Source organism: Deinococcus aetherius (genome assembly GCF_025997855.1).
Lineage (GTDB): Bacteria > Deinococcota > Deinococci > Deinococcales > Deinococcaceae > Deinococcus > Deinococcus aetherius.
Genome location: NZ_AP026560.1, coordinates 1,255,432 through 1,274,171, shown reverse-complemented (window position 1 = coordinate 1,274,171; position 18,740 = coordinate 1,255,432). Strand labels below are relative to the sequence as shown.

The 18,740-nt window shown below is 68.0% G+C and carries 15 protein-coding genes and 1 tRNA gene; 7 read left to right on the top strand and 9 right to left on the bottom strand.

Going from position 1 to position 18,740, the window contains the following annotated elements:
• Positions 1-176: 176 nt before the first annotated feature.
• Together DAETH_RS06400 and DAETH_RS06395 are read right to left on the bottom strand one after the other, a co-directional pair.
• Entirely contained in the window at positions 177-1,121 is a 945-nt protein-coding gene (locus DAETH_RS06400; RefSeq protein WP_264777083.1) for a hypothetical protein, read from the bottom strand.
• A gap of 43 nt (positions 1,122-1,164) precedes the next feature.
• Positions 1,165-1,659: a Uma2 family endonuclease gene (locus DAETH_RS06395; RefSeq protein WP_264777082.1), complete on the bottom strand. Its 495-nt coding sequence runs from the start codon at positions 1,657-1,659 to the stop codon at positions 1,165-1,167.
• A gap of 117 nt (positions 1,660-1,776) precedes the next feature.
• Here DAETH_RS06395 and DAETH_RS06390 point away from each other — a divergent pair, with 117 nt between their 5' ends.
• Positions 1,777-3,423, top strand: coding sequence for a methylmalonyl-CoA mutase family protein (locus DAETH_RS06390; protein WP_264777081.1), 1,647 nt, complete (start codon positions 1,777-1,779; stop codon positions 3,421-3,423).
• 122 nt (positions 3,424-3,545) lie between these two features.
• On the opposite strand, the gene glgC is transcribed toward DAETH_RS06390, so the two are convergent.
• Positions 3,546-4,787, bottom strand: coding sequence for a glucose-1-phosphate adenylyltransferase (gene glgC, locus DAETH_RS06385; protein ID WP_264777080.1), 1,242 nt, complete (start codon positions 4,785-4,787; stop codon positions 3,546-3,548).
• A 189-nt stretch (positions 4,788-4,976) separates the two neighbouring features.
• The gene (gene miaA, locus DAETH_RS06380) at positions 4,977-5,885 is read right to left on the bottom strand and encodes a tRNA (adenosine(37)-N6)-dimethylallyltransferase MiaA (protein ID WP_264777079.1); all 909 of its coding nucleotides are present in this window, start codon (positions 5,883-5,885) and stop codon (positions 4,977-4,979) included.
• Between the two features lie 37 nt (positions 5,886-5,922).
• Between miaA and DAETH_RS06375 the strand changes: the two genes are divergently transcribed.
• Positions 5,923-6,318 carry an Hsp20/alpha crystallin family protein gene (locus DAETH_RS06375; RefSeq protein ID WP_264777078.1) on the top strand — a complete coding sequence of 132 codons (396 nt, stop codon included), beginning with the start codon at positions 5,923-5,925 and terminating at the stop codon, positions 6,316-6,318.
• Positions 6,319-6,346: 28 nt separating this feature from the next.
• On the opposite strand, the gene DAETH_RS06370 is transcribed toward DAETH_RS06375, so the two are convergent.
• Both DAETH_RS06370 and DAETH_RS06365 read right to left on the bottom strand, forming a co-directional pair.
• Positions 6,347-6,421, bottom strand: a tRNA-Val gene (locus DAETH_RS06370).
• Between the two features lie 52 nt (positions 6,422-6,473).
• Positions 6,474-7,895, bottom strand: coding sequence for an amidase family protein (locus tag DAETH_RS06365; protein ID WP_264777077.1), 1,422 nt, complete (start codon positions 7,893-7,895; stop codon positions 6,474-6,476).
• Positions 7,896-7,965: 70 nt separating this feature from the next.
• Here DAETH_RS06365 and DAETH_RS06360 point away from each other — a divergent pair, with 70 nt between their 5' ends.
• Positions 7,966-8,862, top strand: a complete 897-nt coding sequence (locus DAETH_RS06360; RefSeq protein ID WP_264777076.1) for a prephenate dehydratase — start codon at positions 7,966-7,968, stop codon at positions 8,860-8,862.
• Here the strand turns inward: DAETH_RS06360 and DAETH_RS06355 are convergent.
• From DAETH_RS06355 to DAETH_RS06345, 3 genes are all read right to left on the bottom strand, one after another.
• The gene (locus DAETH_RS06355) at positions 8,822-9,472 is read right to left on the bottom strand and encodes a hypothetical protein (protein ID WP_264777075.1); all 651 of its coding nucleotides are present in this window, start codon (positions 9,470-9,472) and stop codon (positions 8,822-8,824) included. The genes DAETH_RS06360 and DAETH_RS06355 overlap by 41 nt on opposite strands.
• Positions 9,473-9,729: 257 nt before the next feature.
• Complete coding sequence (locus DAETH_RS06350) at positions 9,730-10,143, bottom strand: DUF4383 domain-containing protein (protein ID WP_264777074.1); 414 nt, start codon at positions 10,141-10,143, stop codon at positions 9,730-9,732.
• Positions 10,144-10,307: 164 nt separating this feature from the next.
• Complete coding sequence (locus DAETH_RS06345; protein ID WP_264777073.1) at positions 10,308-11,489, bottom strand: MFS transporter; 1,182 nt, start codon at positions 11,487-11,489, stop codon at positions 10,308-10,310.
• Positions 11,490-11,830: 341 nt separating this feature from the next.
• Between DAETH_RS06345 and ada the strand changes: the two genes are divergently transcribed.
• The 4 genes from ada to DAETH_RS06325 all read left to right on the top strand — a co-directional run bounded on the left by ada (position 11,831) and on the right by DAETH_RS06325 (position 18,719).
• Positions 11,831-12,892, top strand: a complete 1,062-nt coding sequence (gene ada, locus DAETH_RS06340) for a bifunctional DNA-binding transcriptional regulator/O6-methylguanine-DNA methyltransferase Ada (RefSeq protein ID WP_264777072.1) — start codon at positions 11,831-11,833, stop codon at positions 12,890-12,892.
• A 54-nt stretch (positions 12,893-12,946) separates the two neighbouring features.
• Entirely contained in the window at positions 12,947-13,852 is a 906-nt protein-coding gene (locus DAETH_RS06335; RefSeq protein WP_264777071.1) for a DMT family transporter, read from the top strand.
• Between the two features lie 353 nt (positions 13,853-14,205).
• Entirely contained in the window at positions 14,206-17,958 is a 3,753-nt protein-coding gene (metH, locus tag DAETH_RS06330) for a methionine synthase (protein WP_264777070.1), read from the top strand.
• Positions 17,955-18,719, top strand: a complete 765-nt coding sequence (locus DAETH_RS06325) for a methylenetetrahydrofolate reductase (RefSeq protein WP_264777069.1) — start codon at positions 17,955-17,957, stop codon at positions 18,717-18,719. The genes metH and DAETH_RS06325 overlap by 4 nt, the downstream gene beginning before the upstream one ends.
• The last annotated feature ends 21 nt before the right edge of the window (positions 18,720-18,740 follow it).

Here is an 18,740-nt window from a genome sequence, read left to right as displayed (position 1 = left end):
AGCTCCCTGATTCGGAGCTGCTAGCTATCAGCAATTCAGCGTTCAGCCATCAGCCCGTCTTGCCATAAAAAAGCCCGCCACACTGTCTGCCGTGGGCGGGACACCCAAACTGGGATTTTAGCAGATGGGACGGCTTCAGGGTCAGGCGAATGTCACCCTGTCGGGTGGGTCGGCCTTCAGGTGGGCAGCGGCACCCAGGTCCAGCCGCCCACGTCGTGCCGCCCGGCCCTCAACGCCGCCCCCCGCGCACCGCGATTCTCACCGTGGATGGTGCCGAGAAGGACCCGCCCACCGTCGGGCAGAGCGCGGGCGAGGAGGATGGAGAGGTGGGGACCGAGGCCGTGGCCGCGAGCGTGGGGGGCGAGCAGCATCTCCTGAATCGAGTACGTGGGGAGGCCGTGCTTGGGTTTGGGGAGGGCCCCCACGTACCCGCTCCATTGGTCCCGCCAGATCACGTCGAACATGGTGCCCGCCTCGATGACCTCTCGCAGATCGTCCTCGTCCATTATGCGGGCCTGCCCGACGTGACTGGGATGCTCGGCATCTACGGCCGCGTAGGCGGTAACCGCGTCGGCGTAGTGGGTCAGGTCGCGGGTGGGGCGGAGGGTCAGGTCGTCCGGCACTTTGCACTCTTGCAGCTCGCGGAGGGGTTCGGCGAGCACTCGTCGGTCAGGCCGTGCCCCTGGCACTTCCGCCGTCCACCGGTCCATCGGTGCGGCACTCCAGATCCGTAACCGCCCCGGCCGGAACGCGCCGAACACATCGAGTCCAGTGGTCATCAGCACCGGGAGGTCGGCGGCCGTCAGAGGCCGCGAGGTCACGCTGGCGTCCACGAAGGGTTTCTCCCGGTCCAGCCCCTCGAAGCGGATGGAGAGCATGGCGCCCAGGTCGGGCCCGACCTCTTCCCACCGGTTCAGGAACGCCTCGGGGGGCTGTCCCACATCCAAGAATTCGGCCCGCTGCCGTGCCAGGTCGAGGTCCGTGGCGAGTTGCAGGTCGAAGGCGTGTTCCTCGGTCAGCAGCGCGAGACGGGTGGGATCATCCACCCAGCCCCGCGTCAAGGGATGCTGCGCGGCGAGCGAAAAGATGGCGAGGTCGGCGGCGGTCGGGAGGGTGGACATTCGCCGCAGGATAGGGTGGTCGGGGACGGAGTATTTTCGATACTTAAACCGTGCAGACGCAGCCGCATTCCAGTGCGAACTCCTGCGGCGAGGTCAGGCGTCTCACCCCGTCGCGGCGGTGGTGCAGCACCATCAGGGTACGTGGGTCGAACACGATCACGTCCCGGACGCCCTGACCCAGGTAGAAGCCCGGCGCGAGGTCGAGGTCCTTGGCCTCGTAGCCCGCGCCGACAATTTCGATGACAGCGCCCGGCAACACGCTGATGGCGCCGTCCTGCTCGGCCTCGTCGGGGGGCTCGCAGATGAGGGCGATGTCGGGACGCTTGAGGGAACCGTCGGCGAAACGGAACAGCACATCCGCCACATGCTCACAGGAACAGGAGGACGCCCCTGCCCGGATGGAGGCGCGAATGCGGTCCACCTCCCGCTGATGACGGTAATTCGGGCTCGCCTCCCGGACGGCCAAGCCGCGCACGAGTTCGAGCCGGACGCCCACCGCATCGGCGCGCTCGATCAACTCTTCGGGCGTCGGGTTCATGGGGTCAGTGTAGGAGACGGTGCGGCGGGAACGGCGACCTCCGCATGATGATTCAGGCACTCTGCTACCCTATACCCAACCTAACGAGCGTTCGTTTCCTCCCCTTCCGAGGTGCCTATGAAGACCAAAAACGAGTGGATGCAGAGCGTCTACCTCCCCGCCGCACAGAAGTTCCCCGAGCGCAAGTACAACTTCAAGAACCTCTCGGACATGGACCCCGAGCCGATCTACACGGCGGACGACCTGGGGGACTGGGACGAGGAGCGTGATCTGGGTTACCCCGGCGAGTTCCCCTACACGCGCGGGGTGCAGCCCAGCGTGTACCGGGGCAAGCTCTGGACCATGCGGATGTTCGCGGGCTTCGGGAGCGCCGAGCAGACGAACGAACGCTTCCACGCGCTGCTGAAAGCCGGGCAGACGGGCCTCTCGACCGCCTTCGACCTCCCCACCCTGATGGGTTACGACTCCGACCACCCCTTCTCCAAGGGCGAGGTCGGCAAGTGCGGCGTGGCGGTGAGCAGCCTGGCGGACATGGAAATCCTCTTCCGAGGCATCGACCCGGAGCAGGTCACGACCTCCATGACGATCAACTCACCCGCAAACGCGATCTGGGCCATGTACATCGCCAACGCTCAGAAGCAGGGCAAGGACCTGACGAAGATCGGCGGCACGATCCAGAACGACATCCTCAAGGAGTACATCGCGCAAAAGGAGTTCATCTTCCCGCCCGCGCCCGGCGTGAAGCTGGTGATCGACACCTTCGAGTGGGGGCCGCGCGTGGTGCCGAAGTTCAACTTCATCTCCGTGAGCGGCTACCACATCCGGGAGGCCGGGGCGACGGGCGTGCAGGAACTCGCCTTCACGCTGGCGGACGGCTTTCACTACGTTGAGAAGGCGCTGGAGCGGGGGCTCGACATCGACGAGTTCGCCCCGCGCATCTCGTTCTTCTGGGACATTCACAACGACTTTTTCGAGGAGATCGCCAAGTTGCGCGCCGCCCGCCGCATCTGGGCGCGGCAGATGCGAGACCGCTACGGGGCCAAGAATCCGAAGTCGTGGATGCTGCGCACGCACTCGCAGACCGCCGGAGTCAGCCTGCCCGCCCAGCAACCGCTGAACAACATCGCCCGCGTGGCGATTCAGGCCCTCGCCGCCGTGCTGGGGGGCACCCAGAGCCTCCACACCGACGCCTACGACGAGGCGCTGGCCCTGCCCACCGAGGAGGCCGCGACCATCGCCCTGCGCACGCAGCAGATCATCGCTTACGAAACGGGCGTGGCGGGCGTGGTCGATCCCCTGGCTGGCTCCTACTACGTCGAGCGGCTGACGAACGACATCGAGGCCGCCGCGATGGGCTATATCGAGCAGATTCGCGCGCTGGGTGGCGTAGAGGCGGGGATCGACTCGGGCTTCTTCCAGCTTGAAATGGCCGAAGCCGCCTACCGCTACCAGCGCGAGGTCGAGACGAAAGACCGCATCGTCGTCGGCGTGAACGACTTCGTGCAGGACGCGGTGGAGGTGCCCATCCAGCTCATCGACCCGGAGGTCGAGCGGGTACAGGAGGCCCGCCTCGCCCAGGTGCGCCGCGAGCGCGACCCGGAGCGGGCCGAGGCCGCCCTGGACGCCCTGCGCGACGCCGCCGTCACGGGCGCGAACACCATGCCCGCCTTCCTGGAGTGCGCCCACGCCTACACGACGCTGGGCGAGCAGATGGACACGCTGAAGCGGGTGTACGGGGAGTACGTGGAGCCGGTGTTGGTGTAGCGGTCAGTGGTCAGTGGGGAGTGGTGAGTGGAAAAAGAGGAAGGTGGGCAATCCCGGTCTGGGCGGCCCACCTTCCTTCTTTTCAACCACTGACTACTTACCACTTCCCACCTACTGCTTTTTCAGAACGTGTAACTCTTCGGCACCACCGTCACGCCCTGCTCGGTCACCGTGAAGCCGCGCGCCCGGTCCTCCTCGGGGTCGAGGCCGATGCGGGTGCCGGGGGGGATGGTCACGTCCTTGTCGATGATGACGCGGCGCAGATGCGCGTGGCGGCCCACCTCCACGTTGTCGAAGAGGACGCAGCTCTCGACGATGGAATAGGAGTGGGTCCGCACGGCGCGGCCCAGCACCGAGTCGCGCACCGTGCCGCCGCTGATGATGGTGCCGCCCGCCATGATCGAGTTGAAGGCCTGCCCCTTGCGGCCCTCGCTCTCGTGGACGAACTTGGCGGGGGGCGAGAACTCGCTGCTCGTGCGCAGGGGCCAGTCGGGGTTGTAGATGTCGAACTCGGGATTCACGCTCACGAGGTCCATGTTCGCCGCGAAGTAGGCGTCGAGGGTCCCCACGTCGCGCCAGTAGAGGTTCGGACCCGCCTGCCCGGGAATCGGGTTGCGGTGGAAGTCGTAGGCCAGCACGTTGTAGCCGTCCGACAGGGCGCGCGGGATCACGTCGCCGCCGAAGTCGAAGCCCTCCTCGCCGCCCGACATGCTCGTTTCGAGCAGTTCCTCCAGCGCCCGGCGCGAGAAGATGTAGTTGCCCATGCTGGTCAGGCTCATGTCCGGCTGGCCGGGGATGGGGGGAGGGTCCTTGGGCTTTTCCAGGAAGGCCGTGACCCGGCTGCGCTCGTCCACGTGCATGATCCCGAACTGGTGCGCCTGGCTGCGCGGCATCGGGTAGGCGGCGATGGTGAGGTCGGCGCGCGTCTCCATGTGCTTCTGGAGCATGTGCTCCACGTTCATCTTGTAGATGTGGTCGCCGCTGAAGATGGCCACGTAATCGGCGTCGTAGTTGTCGATCAGGTGCAGGTTCTGGTACACGGCGTCGGCGGTGCCCCGGTACCACACCGGGCCCAGCTCCTCCAGGCGGTACATCTGGGCGGGCACCAGGGTGATGAAGTAGTCGCTGAGGAAGGTGCCGAAGCGCCAACCGCGCTGGATGTGCTCGGTGAGGCTCTGGGCCTTGTACTGGGTGAGGACGTAGATGGAGAACACGCCCGAATTCATGAAGTTGTTGATGGCGAAGTCGATGATGCGGTACTTGCTGCCGAACGGCACGGCGGGCTTGGAGCGCTTGATCGTCAGCGGCGAGAGGCGCGAGCCCTGCCCGCCCGCCAGGATCATGCCGAGAACTCTGGGCTTCATGTCGTGACCTCCCCCGAGAAGTGCCGGGAATGGCGAGAGACCGGGCCCTGGGCGGCCCGTGAACGGGAGACGCGAAGAACCTCGCTGACAGGGTGCTCGCCTGACAGTGTAAAGGCTGAGGCCGCCCGTTCCGCCCCCGGCCTGAATGGACAGGCCGAAAGTAAAGAACTCGTGGAGGCGTGGCCGAGGTCAGCGGGTCTTCAGAAAGGTTCGCAAGGCTCCCGCCGCCTCACCCGAGGAAGTGGGCACGGCGCCGAGTTGCGTCCGCATCCAGGTGAGCTGCCGCCTGGCGTACTGCCGGGTGGCGAGGGCGATCACGCGGGCCGCGTCCTCCGGCGTGAGGGTACCTGTATGAACGGCCAGGGCCTCGCGGTAGCCCAGCGCCTGCCACACGGTCGGGCGGGGGTCACGGTCGGGGGACACCTGGGAGGCGAGCCAGGCGGCCTCCCCGGGCCAGCCCGCCGCGAGCATGACCCCCACCCGCGCGGAAATGCGCGCCTCCAACTCCGGCCAGGGGCGCGTGAAGGCGAAGACGCGGTAGATGAAGGCGGGAGGACGATGCCCGAACTCGCCCGGGAAGCGGCCCGTGCGGCGGTAGACCTCCAGGGCGCGGACGATGCGGCGTGGGTTGCGTTCCAAACGGGCGGCCTCGGCGGGATTCCGCGCCTCCACCTCGGCGAGGAGGGCGCCCAGGCCGCGCTCGGCGAGGTCGGCCTCCACCTCCGCCCGCGTCGCCGGGTCGGCGGGTGGCGTCAGGGGCAGTCCACGCACGAGGGCGGAGAGGTAGAACCCGGTTCCCCCCACGACGAGCGGCACGCGGCCCCGCGCGAGCACGTCCCCCAGGGCGGCTTCGGCCTCCCGGGTGTAACGGGCCACGTCATAGTCCTCCCCCACATCGGCCACGTCGAGGAGGTGGTGGGGTACGGCGGCGCGCTCCTCGGGGGTGGGTTTGGCCGTGCCGATGTCCAGGCCCCGGTAGACGGTGAAGGCGTCGGCAGCGACGATCTCCAGCCCGAATTCTGCTCCCAGGTCCAGCGCGAGCGCCGTTTTCCCCGCCGCCGTGGAGGCGGTGAGGATGGGAATGGGGGCACGCGTCACACGCGAGATTCTAGGGGTCGGTGCTACCGTGGAGGGCATGAACGAGCCGGTTCTTGCCCGCCTTCAGCAGCTCATGACCCTCCGGGAGGAGGTCGAGACGCTGGGCGCCGAGGTGCCCTGGACTCCGCCCGCCGACTGGATGGACGGCGACACCCACCTCACCCTGCTCCTCGACGTGCCCGGCGTGGACCCCTCATGCCTGGAACTTCAGGAGGACGGCGACACGGTGACGGTCGCGGGCCGCCGGGACGCCCCTCACCCCATCCTCCAGGCCGAGCGCCCGAGCGGGACCTTCAGCCGTACCCTCCGCTTCCCCCAGCCCGTCCTCCCGCAGAGCGGCGAGGCGAGCCTGAACGCCGGAGTCCTGAGCGTGCGCTTCGAGAAACGCCACCCCACCATCGACGTGAACGCCAGCGACGCGGAGGGGGCATAAAAAACCCCACCCTGAGGTGAGGCACTTTTGGTGGGCGGTGAGGGATTTGAACCCCCGACCCTCCGCTTGTAAGGCGGACGCTCTACCGCTGAGCCAACCGCCCCCTCGCTCCCGAGAGGAGAGCCCGCCCATGCTAGTCGCGCGGGAGCGGGGGGTCAAGCCGGGGAGTCGGGCGGGAACTGCACGCCGCCCAGCCGCTGGTTGAGGTCGGCGGCGAGCGAGAGCAGGCGCCCGTCGCTTCCGGCTGGGCCGGTCAGGAGGATGCCGGTCGGGGCGCCCTCATGCAACCCGGTGGGCACTGTGACGCTGGGGTAACCCGCCTTGGCGCCCACCGCGTACCCGTGCAGGCCGGGCCACAGCAGCGCGTCGAGCCCCAGGGCGAAGAGGGGGTCGAGGCCGCGCGTCTGGGCGAGGTCGAGGTCGCGCGCCCGCGCCTCCCGGTACGCCCGCTCGCTCAGGTCGCCGCGCGTGCCCTGGGCGGCGTGGAGGAGCGTCTGGCCGTACCGCTGGAGGCGTTCAGGGTCGGCGTCGTTCCCCTCGATCACCTCGGCGAGGCTGTGGGGGCCGTCCCGAACGCCCGCCAGGTAGGCGTTCAGGTCGTGCTTGAACTCGTAGACCAGCACCTCGAAGCGCCAGCCGCCCAGTTCGTCGGCGGTGGGGAGGGTCACGTCACGCAGCCTTGCACCCCTGTCCCGCAGGGCCTCCTCCGCGCGGGCGAGGGAAGCGCGTTCGGCCTCCGACACAGGCCCGCCGGGCGGGTCGCGCAGCACGCCGATCTCCGCCCCGCTCAGGGCCCCCGGCCGCAGGGCGAGGCCCGGCACGGGCAGGCGGCGGCTCGCCGGGTCGGCGTCGTCGGGTCCGGCCATCACCGAGAGGAGCAGGGCGGCGTCGCGGGCGCTCCTCGTGATCGGCCCGGCGGTGTCCTGGCTGTGGGAGATGGGCACCACACCCGTGCGGGGAATCAGACCCACCGTGGGCTTGAGCCCGATCACCCCGCTCTGCTGCGCCGGACTCAGGATACTGCCGCTCGTCTCGGTGCCGACCGCCGCGACGCACAGCCGGGCGACGACCGCCACCCCGCTCCCGCTCGACGACCCGCCCGTGTCAAGCCCCTCGCCCCAGGGGTTCACCGTCTGCCCGCCCGCCCCGGAGTACCCGTTGGGCATCCCCAGCGTCATGAAGTTCGCCCACTCCGTGAGGTTCGCCTTGCCGAGGATCACGGCCCCAGCGGCGCGGAGACGGGCGACGAGGGGGGCGTCACCTTCCGGGACGTGCCGGGTCATGAGCAGGCTGCCCGCCGTCGTGGGCAACCCCGCCACGTCGATGTTGTCCTTGATCAGGATGGGAAGGCCGTGGAGGGGACCGCGCCGCTCGGGGGGCAGGGCGTCGAGCCGGGCAGCGTCCGCCTCCGCCGCCTCGTTCACGGTGATGACGGCGCGCAGGCGGGGATTGTGTGCGGATAGCCGCCGCAGGTAAGCACGGGTCGCCTCCAGCGCGGTCAGGTCGCCCCGGCGCGTGGCCCCGCTCAGCGAGGCGGCGTCGAGGTCGAGGACGGGATCAGGGGTGACGGGGGGCACCCGGGCAGTCTAGTTCAGGCGGAGATAGGGGTCAGCCTTCCGCCGGGGCCCATACGCTAGCCTGCCCCCCATGAACGGGCAGCGGGGCACGCAGACACAGGAGCCGCAGACCGGGGCGGCGCCGCACCTCACCGTCGCCTTCCAGGGCAACCCGGGCGCCTACGGGGAGATCGCGGCCCTCAACGCTCTGAAGAGCGCGGGGGTGCCCCACTCCGGCGTCACCACGCGCGGCTACCCCACCTTCCACGAGGTCGCGCGGGCGGTCGAGGGGGGCGAGGCCGACTACGGCACCCTGCCCGTCGAGAACAGCCTGATGGGCGCGATCCACCAGGCCATCGACCTCCTGAGCGAGACGGAACTCCACGTCGTCGGCGAGGTCGTGGTGCGGGTGAGCCACTGCCTGATGGCGCTGCCCGGGGTGCCCATCGAGGACGTGCGGCGGGTGGTCTCGCAGCAGCCCGCGCTCGACCAGTGCACGGGGCTGATCCGCAAGTACGGCCTTCAGCCCGTCCCCGGGCATGACACGGCGGGGAGCGCCAAGGACCTCGCCGCGCGGGGGGCCCGGGACGAGGCGGCCATCGCCTCCGCCCGCGCCGCCGAGCTGTACGGCCTGGACATCCTCGCGCGCGAGATCGAGGACGAGCCCTTCAACTTCACCCGCTTCATGCTCCTCGCCCGCCACGAGCCCGAAGTGTCGGACGTGCCGCACAAAACCAGCCTCGTCTTCGCCGTGCGCCATACCCCCGGCTTCCTCGTCGAGACGCTGAACGAACTGCGCGGCCTGAACCTCTCGCGCATCGAGTCGCGCCCCCGCCGTGACCGTGCCTGGAGCTACCTGATGTACGTGGACATCGAGGGAAACGCCCGCGACCCGCAAGTCGCCCAAGCCCTCGCCGGGGTGCTGAGAAAGGCGAGCTACGCGAAGATCATCGGGAGCTACCCGAGGGCGATGGAGACGGTGGGGTGATGCTTATTTTGGACACCACTCCTGACAACTTCCAAATACTGATGGTGGCCGGGAAGAACAGACTATATAAAAACTTGCTATGCTCCGCTATTTCGTCGTACCTGATTACGAACTCTTTGAAGGTAATGCCTTCTAATATTCGTGGCATTACAAACTTAGCGTCAACTGTAGGAAAAATCCATCCGGCCACAAGGGTCACTGCAACTGTTTTAATTACATAGGAAGAAGCCTTGATTTGCCCTTTCATATACAATAAAGCCGCTGTAGAAAGCAGTAGAAGGAGAACAGCGTAATACAAGTATATGAAGGCACCTCTAAGGGAGTAAAGAGAACTCTCTCGCGAACCTTTTGCAAGCCGGATGGCAACACTCCTAACGCCCGCACTAACAGACATAATTCCACTGGATTCGTAAGAGCCGAGTGGATAATTCCTGTATACGGGAACCACAACGTCCAATTCCAGAACCCTCCGCTCTTGTGAAGAATACAGAGAGTACAAGCCTAAAAGCAAAGCCAACGTTCCAAAAATTGCGGATGCATTTCGCAAATATTTTGCAGTGTCATAATGTTCCCGCCACTCCTTCTTATATTCTGCGTAAAAGTCGTCCACGACTTATCGTATCCATCCGCTCTCGTCCTGGCCTGACGACATGCGGTACCCCCAATAGGGGTTGACCTCGGGGAGCATGTGTGGTGAGGGGCTTGCCCCCTTGTCTGCCCTTTCCCCCGCCCCACCCTTCACAGGTCGTGCCACTGGCACAGACGGAGCGGTGACCGGTCCCCACCACGGCAGCGGTGCCCGCAGGGAAAAGGACGCTAATAACGGAGGGGCGAGGCACCTCCGGCCCCGCCCCTCACTCAATACCCTCAGCGGTAGCTCGCGCTCGTGTCCCGCGCGGCGCCCCAGCCGAAGTAGGCGGCGACCAGGGCCGTGCCAAAGTGCAGCCACACGTCGTTGCCGTGCAGCGGGGCGAGGCCGAACATGGTATTCAGGCCGGGAATCAATCCCATGATGCCGAGGATGACGTAGAGAACGGTCAGGCCACGGGCAAAGCCGACGGCGCCGCTCAGGGAACGGGCGGCGGTGATTCCCCACAGCCCGATGGCGAGGTGGACGATGTTGTGCGTCAGGTTGACGGGAAAGAGCCCCAGCAGACGCCCGTGAAAGGCGTCGATGGCGAGGTCGGGGCCTGTGGGGGCCGAAAGCAGCGCGGGGAAGAAACCCAGAATGCCAACCAGAAGGTAAATAATGCCCGCCACCTGAGCGAAAGTTCGTACCATGTCATCCTCCTCCGTTCCCTACAGTGCGGCGGCATGAGAGAGTCCTGGCCTTCACGTCGCCGCCTGCATTCATGATTGATGCACGGTCCCGCTTCTGTTCGTTCTTCGTCCGACTTAAGAAACACTTATAAAAAGGAGGGTTGGTTGAATCAGGGGCGCCGGGCTCAGTTCCGCCGGGGTAGTCCCACGATCAACGCCAAAGGCCCCGCCAGCAGCAACCACATCGCCGCCGTCACCCCAAAGCGGTCGGCGACGAGCCCCAGCAGGGGCAGCACCGCCCCCCCGGCCAGCCCCGCCACGCTGCCCAGCGCCATGACCGTACCGCTGCGCTCCGGGAGGCTGCCGTACAGCCGCGCCTGCAAGACCGCGTACCACCCGGAGGTCAGCAGGCCGAGCGCCCCCACCAGGGCCAGTTTGACCCCAGGCGAGGGCACGAGCAGGAAGGCCGGAAGGACGACCGCCACCGCCCACGCGCTCAGGCGCAGGAAGTGCAGGCCGGAGACACGCTCCAGCAACGGGACCACGAGTGCGTCCCCCACCAGCCCGACCCCGGTCAGCACCGCCACGGCGAGGCTCGCCAGCGCGGGACTCGTCCCCACCGCGTCCACGAAGTACAGGGCGAGGAAGCCGCGAAACACGTCCAGGGGCAGGTTCGCGCACTCCAGCAGGATCAGGAAGCGGCGAACCTCCCCCCGGCGCAGGGCGGCCCAGCCCTCCGCCGCCGCAATCCTCCAGCTCGGGGACGTGTCGCCGTCTCCCTCACCCGCCAACGCCTCACGCGACCGCCACGCGAGGGCCAGCACCGCCACGGTCAGGGCGGCCAGCAGCGCGAAGACGGGCCGCCACCCCAGCCCCAGGGTCACGGCGAGGCCGATCAGGAGGGGGCCGACCACGTTGCCCACTGACCCGGCCAGCGCCCAGCGGGCCATGTTCTGTTCGCGCCGGGCGGGGTCGGCGTCCATCAGCGCGGCCTGGGTGAGGGCCACGAACGCCCCCGACGCAGGGTAGAACAGCACTGACGCAAGGAGCAGCGGCCAGAACCCACCTGCCACGGCGAACAGCGCGAGCGAAAGGGCAAAGACCACGCCCCCGCCGAGAATCAGCGCCCGCCGCCGCCCGAAGTCGGCCAGCACCCCGAAGGCGGGCTCGATCAGGTTGGCGAGGAGGGCGGGCACGCCGAGCAGAAGCCCGATCTCGGCGTAGGAGAGCGAGAGGTCCTGTCTGACGAGCGGCCACGCGGCGCCCGTCACGCCGTCCACCAGCTCGTCGAGAAGTTCGACCGCCAGGGCGGCGGTCAGGAAGGTCAGCGGAAAGCGTAGAAGGCGCGCTGGCAGTCGAAACGACACAGGTCTTGGTCCCTTTCACGAGAGCGGCGATGGACAGCGGCGGCTCGTCGTGGCAGGGGTGGGGACAGACCGGTCGAACCTGTCGGACGCGTGGAGAGGCCGACTGGGGCAAGCGAACTGGCGGAGGATCACCAAGGCGGAAGCGGCATGAGCCAGTGTACGCCCGGCGAGGCTCGAACATGCCCGAACCTCGCGGGTCAGGCGCGGTGCCCGCGTGCCCGGGCTCTCGGCAGGGCCCACCGAGTCGGCCGACCTGAAACCCAGTGTCCTTCAATTTGAGCGCAAGAAACGGATAGAACCAGCTTCATTCCCCCACTACGCTTGAGGCAACAGGAGCCTCCATGACTCAAGTGCGCTCGACCGCCCTTCAAGAAGATGCCCTCTGGCAGGCCGTGTTGAACCGCGACTCCTCCTGGGACGGACAGTTCTACTACGGTGTGCGTTCCACGGGCATCTACTGCCGTCCCTCGTGCCCGTCGCGCCGCCCGAAACGCGAGAACGTCGAGTTCTTCGACCATGCGGAGAGCGCCGACGCCGCCGGGTTCCGTCCCTGCCTGCGGTGCAGGCCCACGGAAGTCGAGGGGCGGCGACGTGCCGTTTTGCACATCCAGCATCTTCTGGACACCGTGGAGCCCACGCCGTCCCTCACGCAGCTCGCCGATGCGGTCGGGCTCAGTCCCTTTCACCTTCAGCGGGTGTTCAAGGCGGAGATGGGCGTGACGCCCAAGCAGTACGCGCTCGCACGGCGGGGTGAGCGGGTCAAGCGTGAACTCCGGGAGGGCGTGAGCGTGACCGCCGCCCTGTACGGGGCCGGTCACTCCTCACCCCGCACCCTCTACGACCGCGCGACCGACCAGATCGGTATGCCGCCGAGCAGTTACCGGATGGGTGGCGCGGGCCAGTGCATCACCTTCGCCGTCGCCGAGAGTGTGCTGGGGCCCATGCTGGTGGCCGCCACCGGGCGGGGCCTCGTGGCGGTGCGCTTCGGGGACGCGGAAACACTCGTCCGGAGCCTGCACGCCGAGTACCCCCGGGCCACGTTCGTGCAGGACGAGGCGCCGCTCGGCGAGTACCTGGAGGCCCTGCACCGGCACCTCGCGGGCGTCCGGCGCGATCCGCCCCTGCCCACCGACCTGCCGGGGACAGACTTCCAACGCAGAGTCTGGGACGCGCTGCGCTCCATCCCCTACGGCGAAACACGCTCGTATGCCCAGGTGGCCGAGATGCTCGGTGAGCCCAGGGCGGTGCGTGCCGTGGCGCGGGCCTGTGCGGTCAATCCCGTCGCCCTCGTCGTGCCGTGTCACCGGGTCGTTCGTTCGGGCGGCGCCCTTGGCGGCTACCGCTGGGGTACCGAACGCAAGCGAACCCTGCTCGAACACGAGAAGAGCCACACCGCCGGGTGAAACGCAGGCCCCCGTCATGCCGCCTCCCCTCCCCAGTGCAGGCCAGGAGCCCCTATGTCACCCCGAGATTTGACCGCACTGCTCGTCCTCTCCGCCCTGTGGGGGGGCTCGTTCCTCTTCATGCGGATCGCCGCGCCGGTCCTCGGTCCGGTCGTCCTGATCGAATTGCGCGTCCTCATCGCTGGCCTCGCGCTGCTGACTTTTGCCGTCGCCACACGGTCGTTGCCCAGCTTCCGCGTCCGCTGGCGGCAATTTCTGGTGATCGGCGTCGTCAACTCGGCGCTGCCGTTCCTGCTCATCTCGGCGGCCACCGTGCAGATCACGGCGTCCCTGGCGGCCACCCTCAACGCGACGACACCTCTGTTCGGGGCCCTGGTGGCGGCGGTCTGGCTCGGCGAGCGCCTGTCCTGGGGCAAGGGTGCGGGGCTGCTTCTCGGCCTGATGGGCGTGGCTCTCCTGGTCGGCTTCGGCCCTCTCCCGCTCACGTCCCCCGTGTGGCTTTCCATCGGAGCCTCCCTGCTCGGGGCGCTGTCGTACGGGGTGGCCGCCGTGTACACGAAACTCCGGATGACGGGTGTGCCGCCTTTCGCACTCGCGCTGTACAGTCAGTTGTGCGCCGCAGTCGTTCTGCTGCCCGCCGTGCCGTTCGCGCTCCCCACCGTCCTTCCGTCTGGAGTCGTCATTCTTTCGGTGCTCGCGCTCGCCCTCCTCTCCACGGCCGTCGCGTATCTGCTCTATTTCGGCCTCATCCAACGCGTGGGGCCGACCAGGGCGACGACCGTGACGTACCTGTCGCCCGCCTTCGGCATCGTCTGGGGCGCGCTTCTGCTGCGTGAGCCGTTGACGTTGTGGAGCTTCCTGGGCTTCGGGCTCATTCTCGCAAGCGTCGCGCTCGTGACCGGTCCGGTCCTGCCGGGGCGGCAGGCGGACACACAAGCGGATACCGAACTGGGGGCGTGACAGGCTCGCCCTGTTCCTCGGCCCACAACGGCACCACGTCGCCGTCGCTCGCGGTTTTCCTCCTTGTCTGCCCTTTCCCACCTTCTCCCGACCCCGCCCCGCGCTATCCTCCTTACGTCGTGCCGCTCGGCACGGCCATCCAGAGCGCCCGAGGGAATTTCCTGCCCACTGACGGCGCGGCAACCGGCCCCCATCACGGCACTCGGTGCTCCACGGGAAAGCTCCCGCCCTGTGCGGCCAACGATGGCGCGGCGGGAGGCGATGGCCCAGAGGCGGCGCAAAGAGCGCATTCGAGGTTTCGCGGGCTGCTGGAGTAGGACAAAGCGGCCCGTTTTTCGACCGGGGTGATTGAAGTGGCGGCAGACACACGCGACATTCGCGCACACGCGCGGGAACGGATTCTGGTGCTCGACGGGGCCTGGGGCACCATGCTCCAGCGGGCGGGATTGACAGAGGGCGACTTCCGCTGGGACGGCGCCGATCCCCTGCGGATGTACCGGGGCAACTTCGACCTGCTGCAACTCACCCGGCCCGACGTGATCCGGGGCGTTCACCGCGCGTATTTCGAGGCGGGCGCGGACATCGCCAGCACGAACACCTTCAACTCGACGGCGATTTCCCAGGCCGACTACGGCACCGAACATCTGGTACGCGAGATGAACGAGGCGGGCGCGAGGCTGGCCCGCGAGGTCGCCGACGAGTTCACGGCCCGCGACGGTCGCCCCCGCTGGGTCGCCGGGTCGGTCGGCCCCACCAACCGCACGGCCACCCTCTCCCCCGACGTGGAACGGCCCGAGTTCCGCAACGTCACCTTCGACGATCTGGTCGCCGCGTACACCGAGCAGGTGGAGGGGCTGCTGGCGGGCGGCGCCGACCTCATCCTGATCGAGACCGTCTTCGACACCCTGAACGCGAAGGCGGCCCTCTTCGCCTGCGAGGAAATGTTCAGCCGCGCGGGCCGTCACCTCCCAGTCATGCTGTCGGGGACGATCACGGACGCTTCCGGGCGCACGCTGAGCGGGCAGACGCCGGAAGCGTTCGCGGTGAGCACCGAGCACGCGAATCTCTTCAGCCTGGGCCTGAACTGCGCGCTGGGGGCGGACCTGCTGCGGCCCCACCTGCGGGCGATTGCGGCGAACACGGAAGCCCTCGTGTCCGTCCACCCCAACGCGGGCCTGCCCAACGCCTTCGGGGAGTACGACGAGACGCCGGGTCACACGGCCTCCGTGCTGCGCTCCTTCGCCGAGGAGGGGCTGGTCAACATCGTGGGCGGCTGCTGCGGCACAACGCCAGAGCACATCCGCGCGATCAAGGAGGCGGTGGCCGGTCTTCCTCCCCGCACTGCCCCCAGACTTCCGCCCTACCTGCGCCTGAGCGGCCTCGAAGCCTTCACCGTCACCCCCGAGACGAACTTCGTGAACGTGGGCGAGCGGACGAACGTCACGGGCAGCCCCAAGTTCAGCAAGGCGATCCTGGCGGGCGACTACGACGCAGGGCTCAAGATCGCGCGCCAGCAGGTCGTCAACGGCGCACAGCTCGTGGACGTGAACTTCGACGAGGGGATGCTGGACGGCGAAGGAGCGATGGTGAAGTTCGTCAACCTCCTCGCGGGCGAGCCGGACATCTCCCGCGTGCCGTTGATGCTCGACTCCTCGCGCTGGGAGGTGCTGGAGGCGGGCCTGAAGCGGGTGCAGGGCAAGGCGGTCGTGAACTCGATCTCGCTGAAAGACGGGGAGGCAAAGTTTCTGGAACGGGCCCGGCTGCTGCGCCGGTACGGGGCCGCTGCCGTCGTCATGGCCTTCGACGAGGAGGGGCAAGCGGACAGCGTGGAGCGGCGCATCGCCATCACCTCCCGCGCGTACCGGCTGCTGACCGAGGAGGCCGCCTTTCCTCCGCAGGACATCATCTTCGACCCCAACGTGCTGACCGTGGCGACGGGGCTGGAGGAGCACGACCGCTACGCTCTGGACTTCATCGAGGCGACGCGCTGGATCAAGGCGAACCTGCCGGGGGCGCTCGTGTCGGGCGGCATCTCCAACGTGTCCTTCTCCTTCCGGGGCAACAATCACGTCCGCGAGGCGATGCACGCCGTCTTCCTGTACCACGCGATCCGGGCGGGCCTCGACATGGGCATCGTCAACGCGGGGATGCTCGCCGTCTATGACGACATCGGGCCCGAACTGCGTGAGGCGGTGGAGGATGTGATTCTGGCGCGAAGGCCGGACGCGACCGAACGCCTGATTGCCCTCGCGGAGAGCTTCAAGGACGTGAAGCGCGAGGCGAGCGCCCAGAGTGCGTGGCGTGAACTTCCGGTCGCCGAACGTCTCCAGCACGCCCTCGTGCAGGGCATCACCGACCACGTGACCGAGGACGCGGAGGAGGCATATCAGCTTCTCGGCTCCCCTCTGGCCGTGATCGAGGGGCCGCTGATGGACGGCATGAACGTGGTAGGCGACCTCTTCGGGGCCGGGAAGATGTTCCTGCCGCAGGTGGTCAAATCCGCCCGCGTGATGAAGCGCGCCGTCGCCCACCTCACCCCCTACCTGGAGGCCGAGCAGACGGGGAGCAGCGGGAAGGGGAAAGTCCTCCTCGCCACGGTGAAGGGTGACGTGCACGACATCGGCAAGAACATCGTGGGCGTGGTGCTCGCCTGCAACGGGTATCAGGTGACGGACCTCGGCGTGATGGTGCCCACCGAGAAGATTCTGGACACGGCGCGGGAGATGGGCGCGGACGTGATCGGTCTCTCCGGCCTGATCACCCCCAGCCTCGACGAGATGGTGAACGTGGCGCGGGAAATGACGCGGCGCGGTTTGAAGACACCGCTCCTGATCGGCGGCGCCACGACCAGCCGGGCACACACGGCAGTCAAGATCGACCCCGCCTACGACGGCACGGTCGTTCACGTCCTTGACGCCAGCCGCGCGGTCGGGGTGGTGGGCGACCTGCTGGCCGACGAGGGCGCCGTGCAGCAACGCACCCGCGCCGAGTACGACACCCTGCGAGAACGGCACGGCGGGCGGCAGGTGCGGCTGATTCCCCTAAATGAGGCCCGCGAGCGTGCCCCCCGCCTCTCCCCCGCCGCCGTGCCCGCGCCGCACGTCCTGGGCCGGACGGTCATCGAGCAGCCCATCGCCGAACTCCTCGACTACATCGACTGGACGCCCTTTTTCATCGCCTGGGAGATGAAGGGCATCTACCCCAACATTCTCACCGACCCCCTGCGCGGCGCAGAGGCCCGCAAACTCTTCGACGACGCCCAGGCGCTCCTCCGCCGTGTGGTGGACGAAGGGTTGATGAAAGCGCGCGGCGTGATCGGCCTGTGGCCCGCGCATCGTGAGGGGGACGACATCGTGGTGGAGACGGGGGCGGTGGAAGCGGTCGAAGCAGACACCCTCGACCACGGGACGCACGAGCTGGCGGCGGGGCGGGCACCGCTCTCCCCCGTCACCCGCCTGCACACCCTGCGCCAACAGCGTGACCAGACAACGCCGAATACCGCACTGGCCGATTTCGTGAGCCTGCGGGGGGACCACATCGGCGCCTTCGCGGTCGCCATCCACGGGGCCGAAGAACTCGCCCGCGAATACGAGAGGCAGCACGACGACTACATGAGCATCCTGACCAAGGCGGTCGCGGACCGACTCGCCGAGGCCTTCGCCGAGAAGCTGCACCGCGACGTGCGGACCCATTACTGGGGCTACGCGCCCGAGGAGACGCTGGGCAACGACGACCTCATCAAGGAACGGTACATCGGCATCCGCCCCGCGCCCGGTTACCCCGCCCAGCCCGACCACACCGAGAAGCGCACCATTTTCGACCTCCTGAATGCTGGGGAGATCGGCCTCTCGCTCACCGAGTCCTGCGCGATGACCCCCGCCTCCGCCGTCTCCGGCCTGTACTTCGCCCACCCCGAGGCACGTTACTTCGCCGTGGGCCGCATCGGGCGCGATGGGGTGGAGGACTACGCGGAGCGCAAGGGCTGGACCCTGGAGGAGGCGGAGCGGTGGCTGGGGCCGATCCTGGCGTATGACCCCGGGAAGTTCCCGGCACCTCCCCCACAACCGACGGCCCACACCCCACAACCCGTGAGGGGCGCCCAGTGACCGCCAGCAACACCCGCGTCAACACCCGCGTCTCCGTCGAACTCGTCCCACGTAGCCGCAGCAGCCTGCGCGCGGAGTTGGAAGTCGTGGCGAACCATCTACCCGCCGTGGACACGGTGAACGTGCCCGACCTGACCCGCTACTCCACCCGCTCCTGGCAGGGCTGCGCGCTCGCCCGGCCCCGCTACCGCGCGATCCCACACGTCAGATCGGTGGACCTCAACCCGCGCGAGCCGCTGGCGATGGCGGAGACGCTGGACGCGGCGGGCATCGACGAGGTTCTGATCATCACCGGGGACGCGCCCGCCGACATGAGCGCCAGGGTGTACGACGTGGACGCGGTGCAGGCGATCCGCCGTTTCCGGCGCGAGTTGCCCCACCTCCGGGTGTACGCCGGGCTGGACCCCTACCGCCAGAGCTTCACCCGCGAGCGCGACTACATGGAGCGCAAACTGGACGCGGGGGCCTGCGGCTTTTTCACCCAGCCCTTCTTCGACCTGCGCCTGATGGACGCCTACGCCGACCTGATTCCCGAGGGAGCCGAGATCTGGTGGGGGGCGACCACGGTGCTCACGGAAAGCACCCTGAATTACTGGCGGGCGCGCAACCACGCCGTCTTTCCGCGCTCCTTCCAGTGCACCCTGGAGTGGAATCGCAACTTCGCCGCGCAGACGCTGGAGTTCGCCCGCGAGCGGGGCCATCACGCCTACTTCATGCCGGTGAAGGCGGACGTGCGGGAGTACCTGGAGGGGATCGTTTAGGCGCGCTCGGCCGCCAGCCTC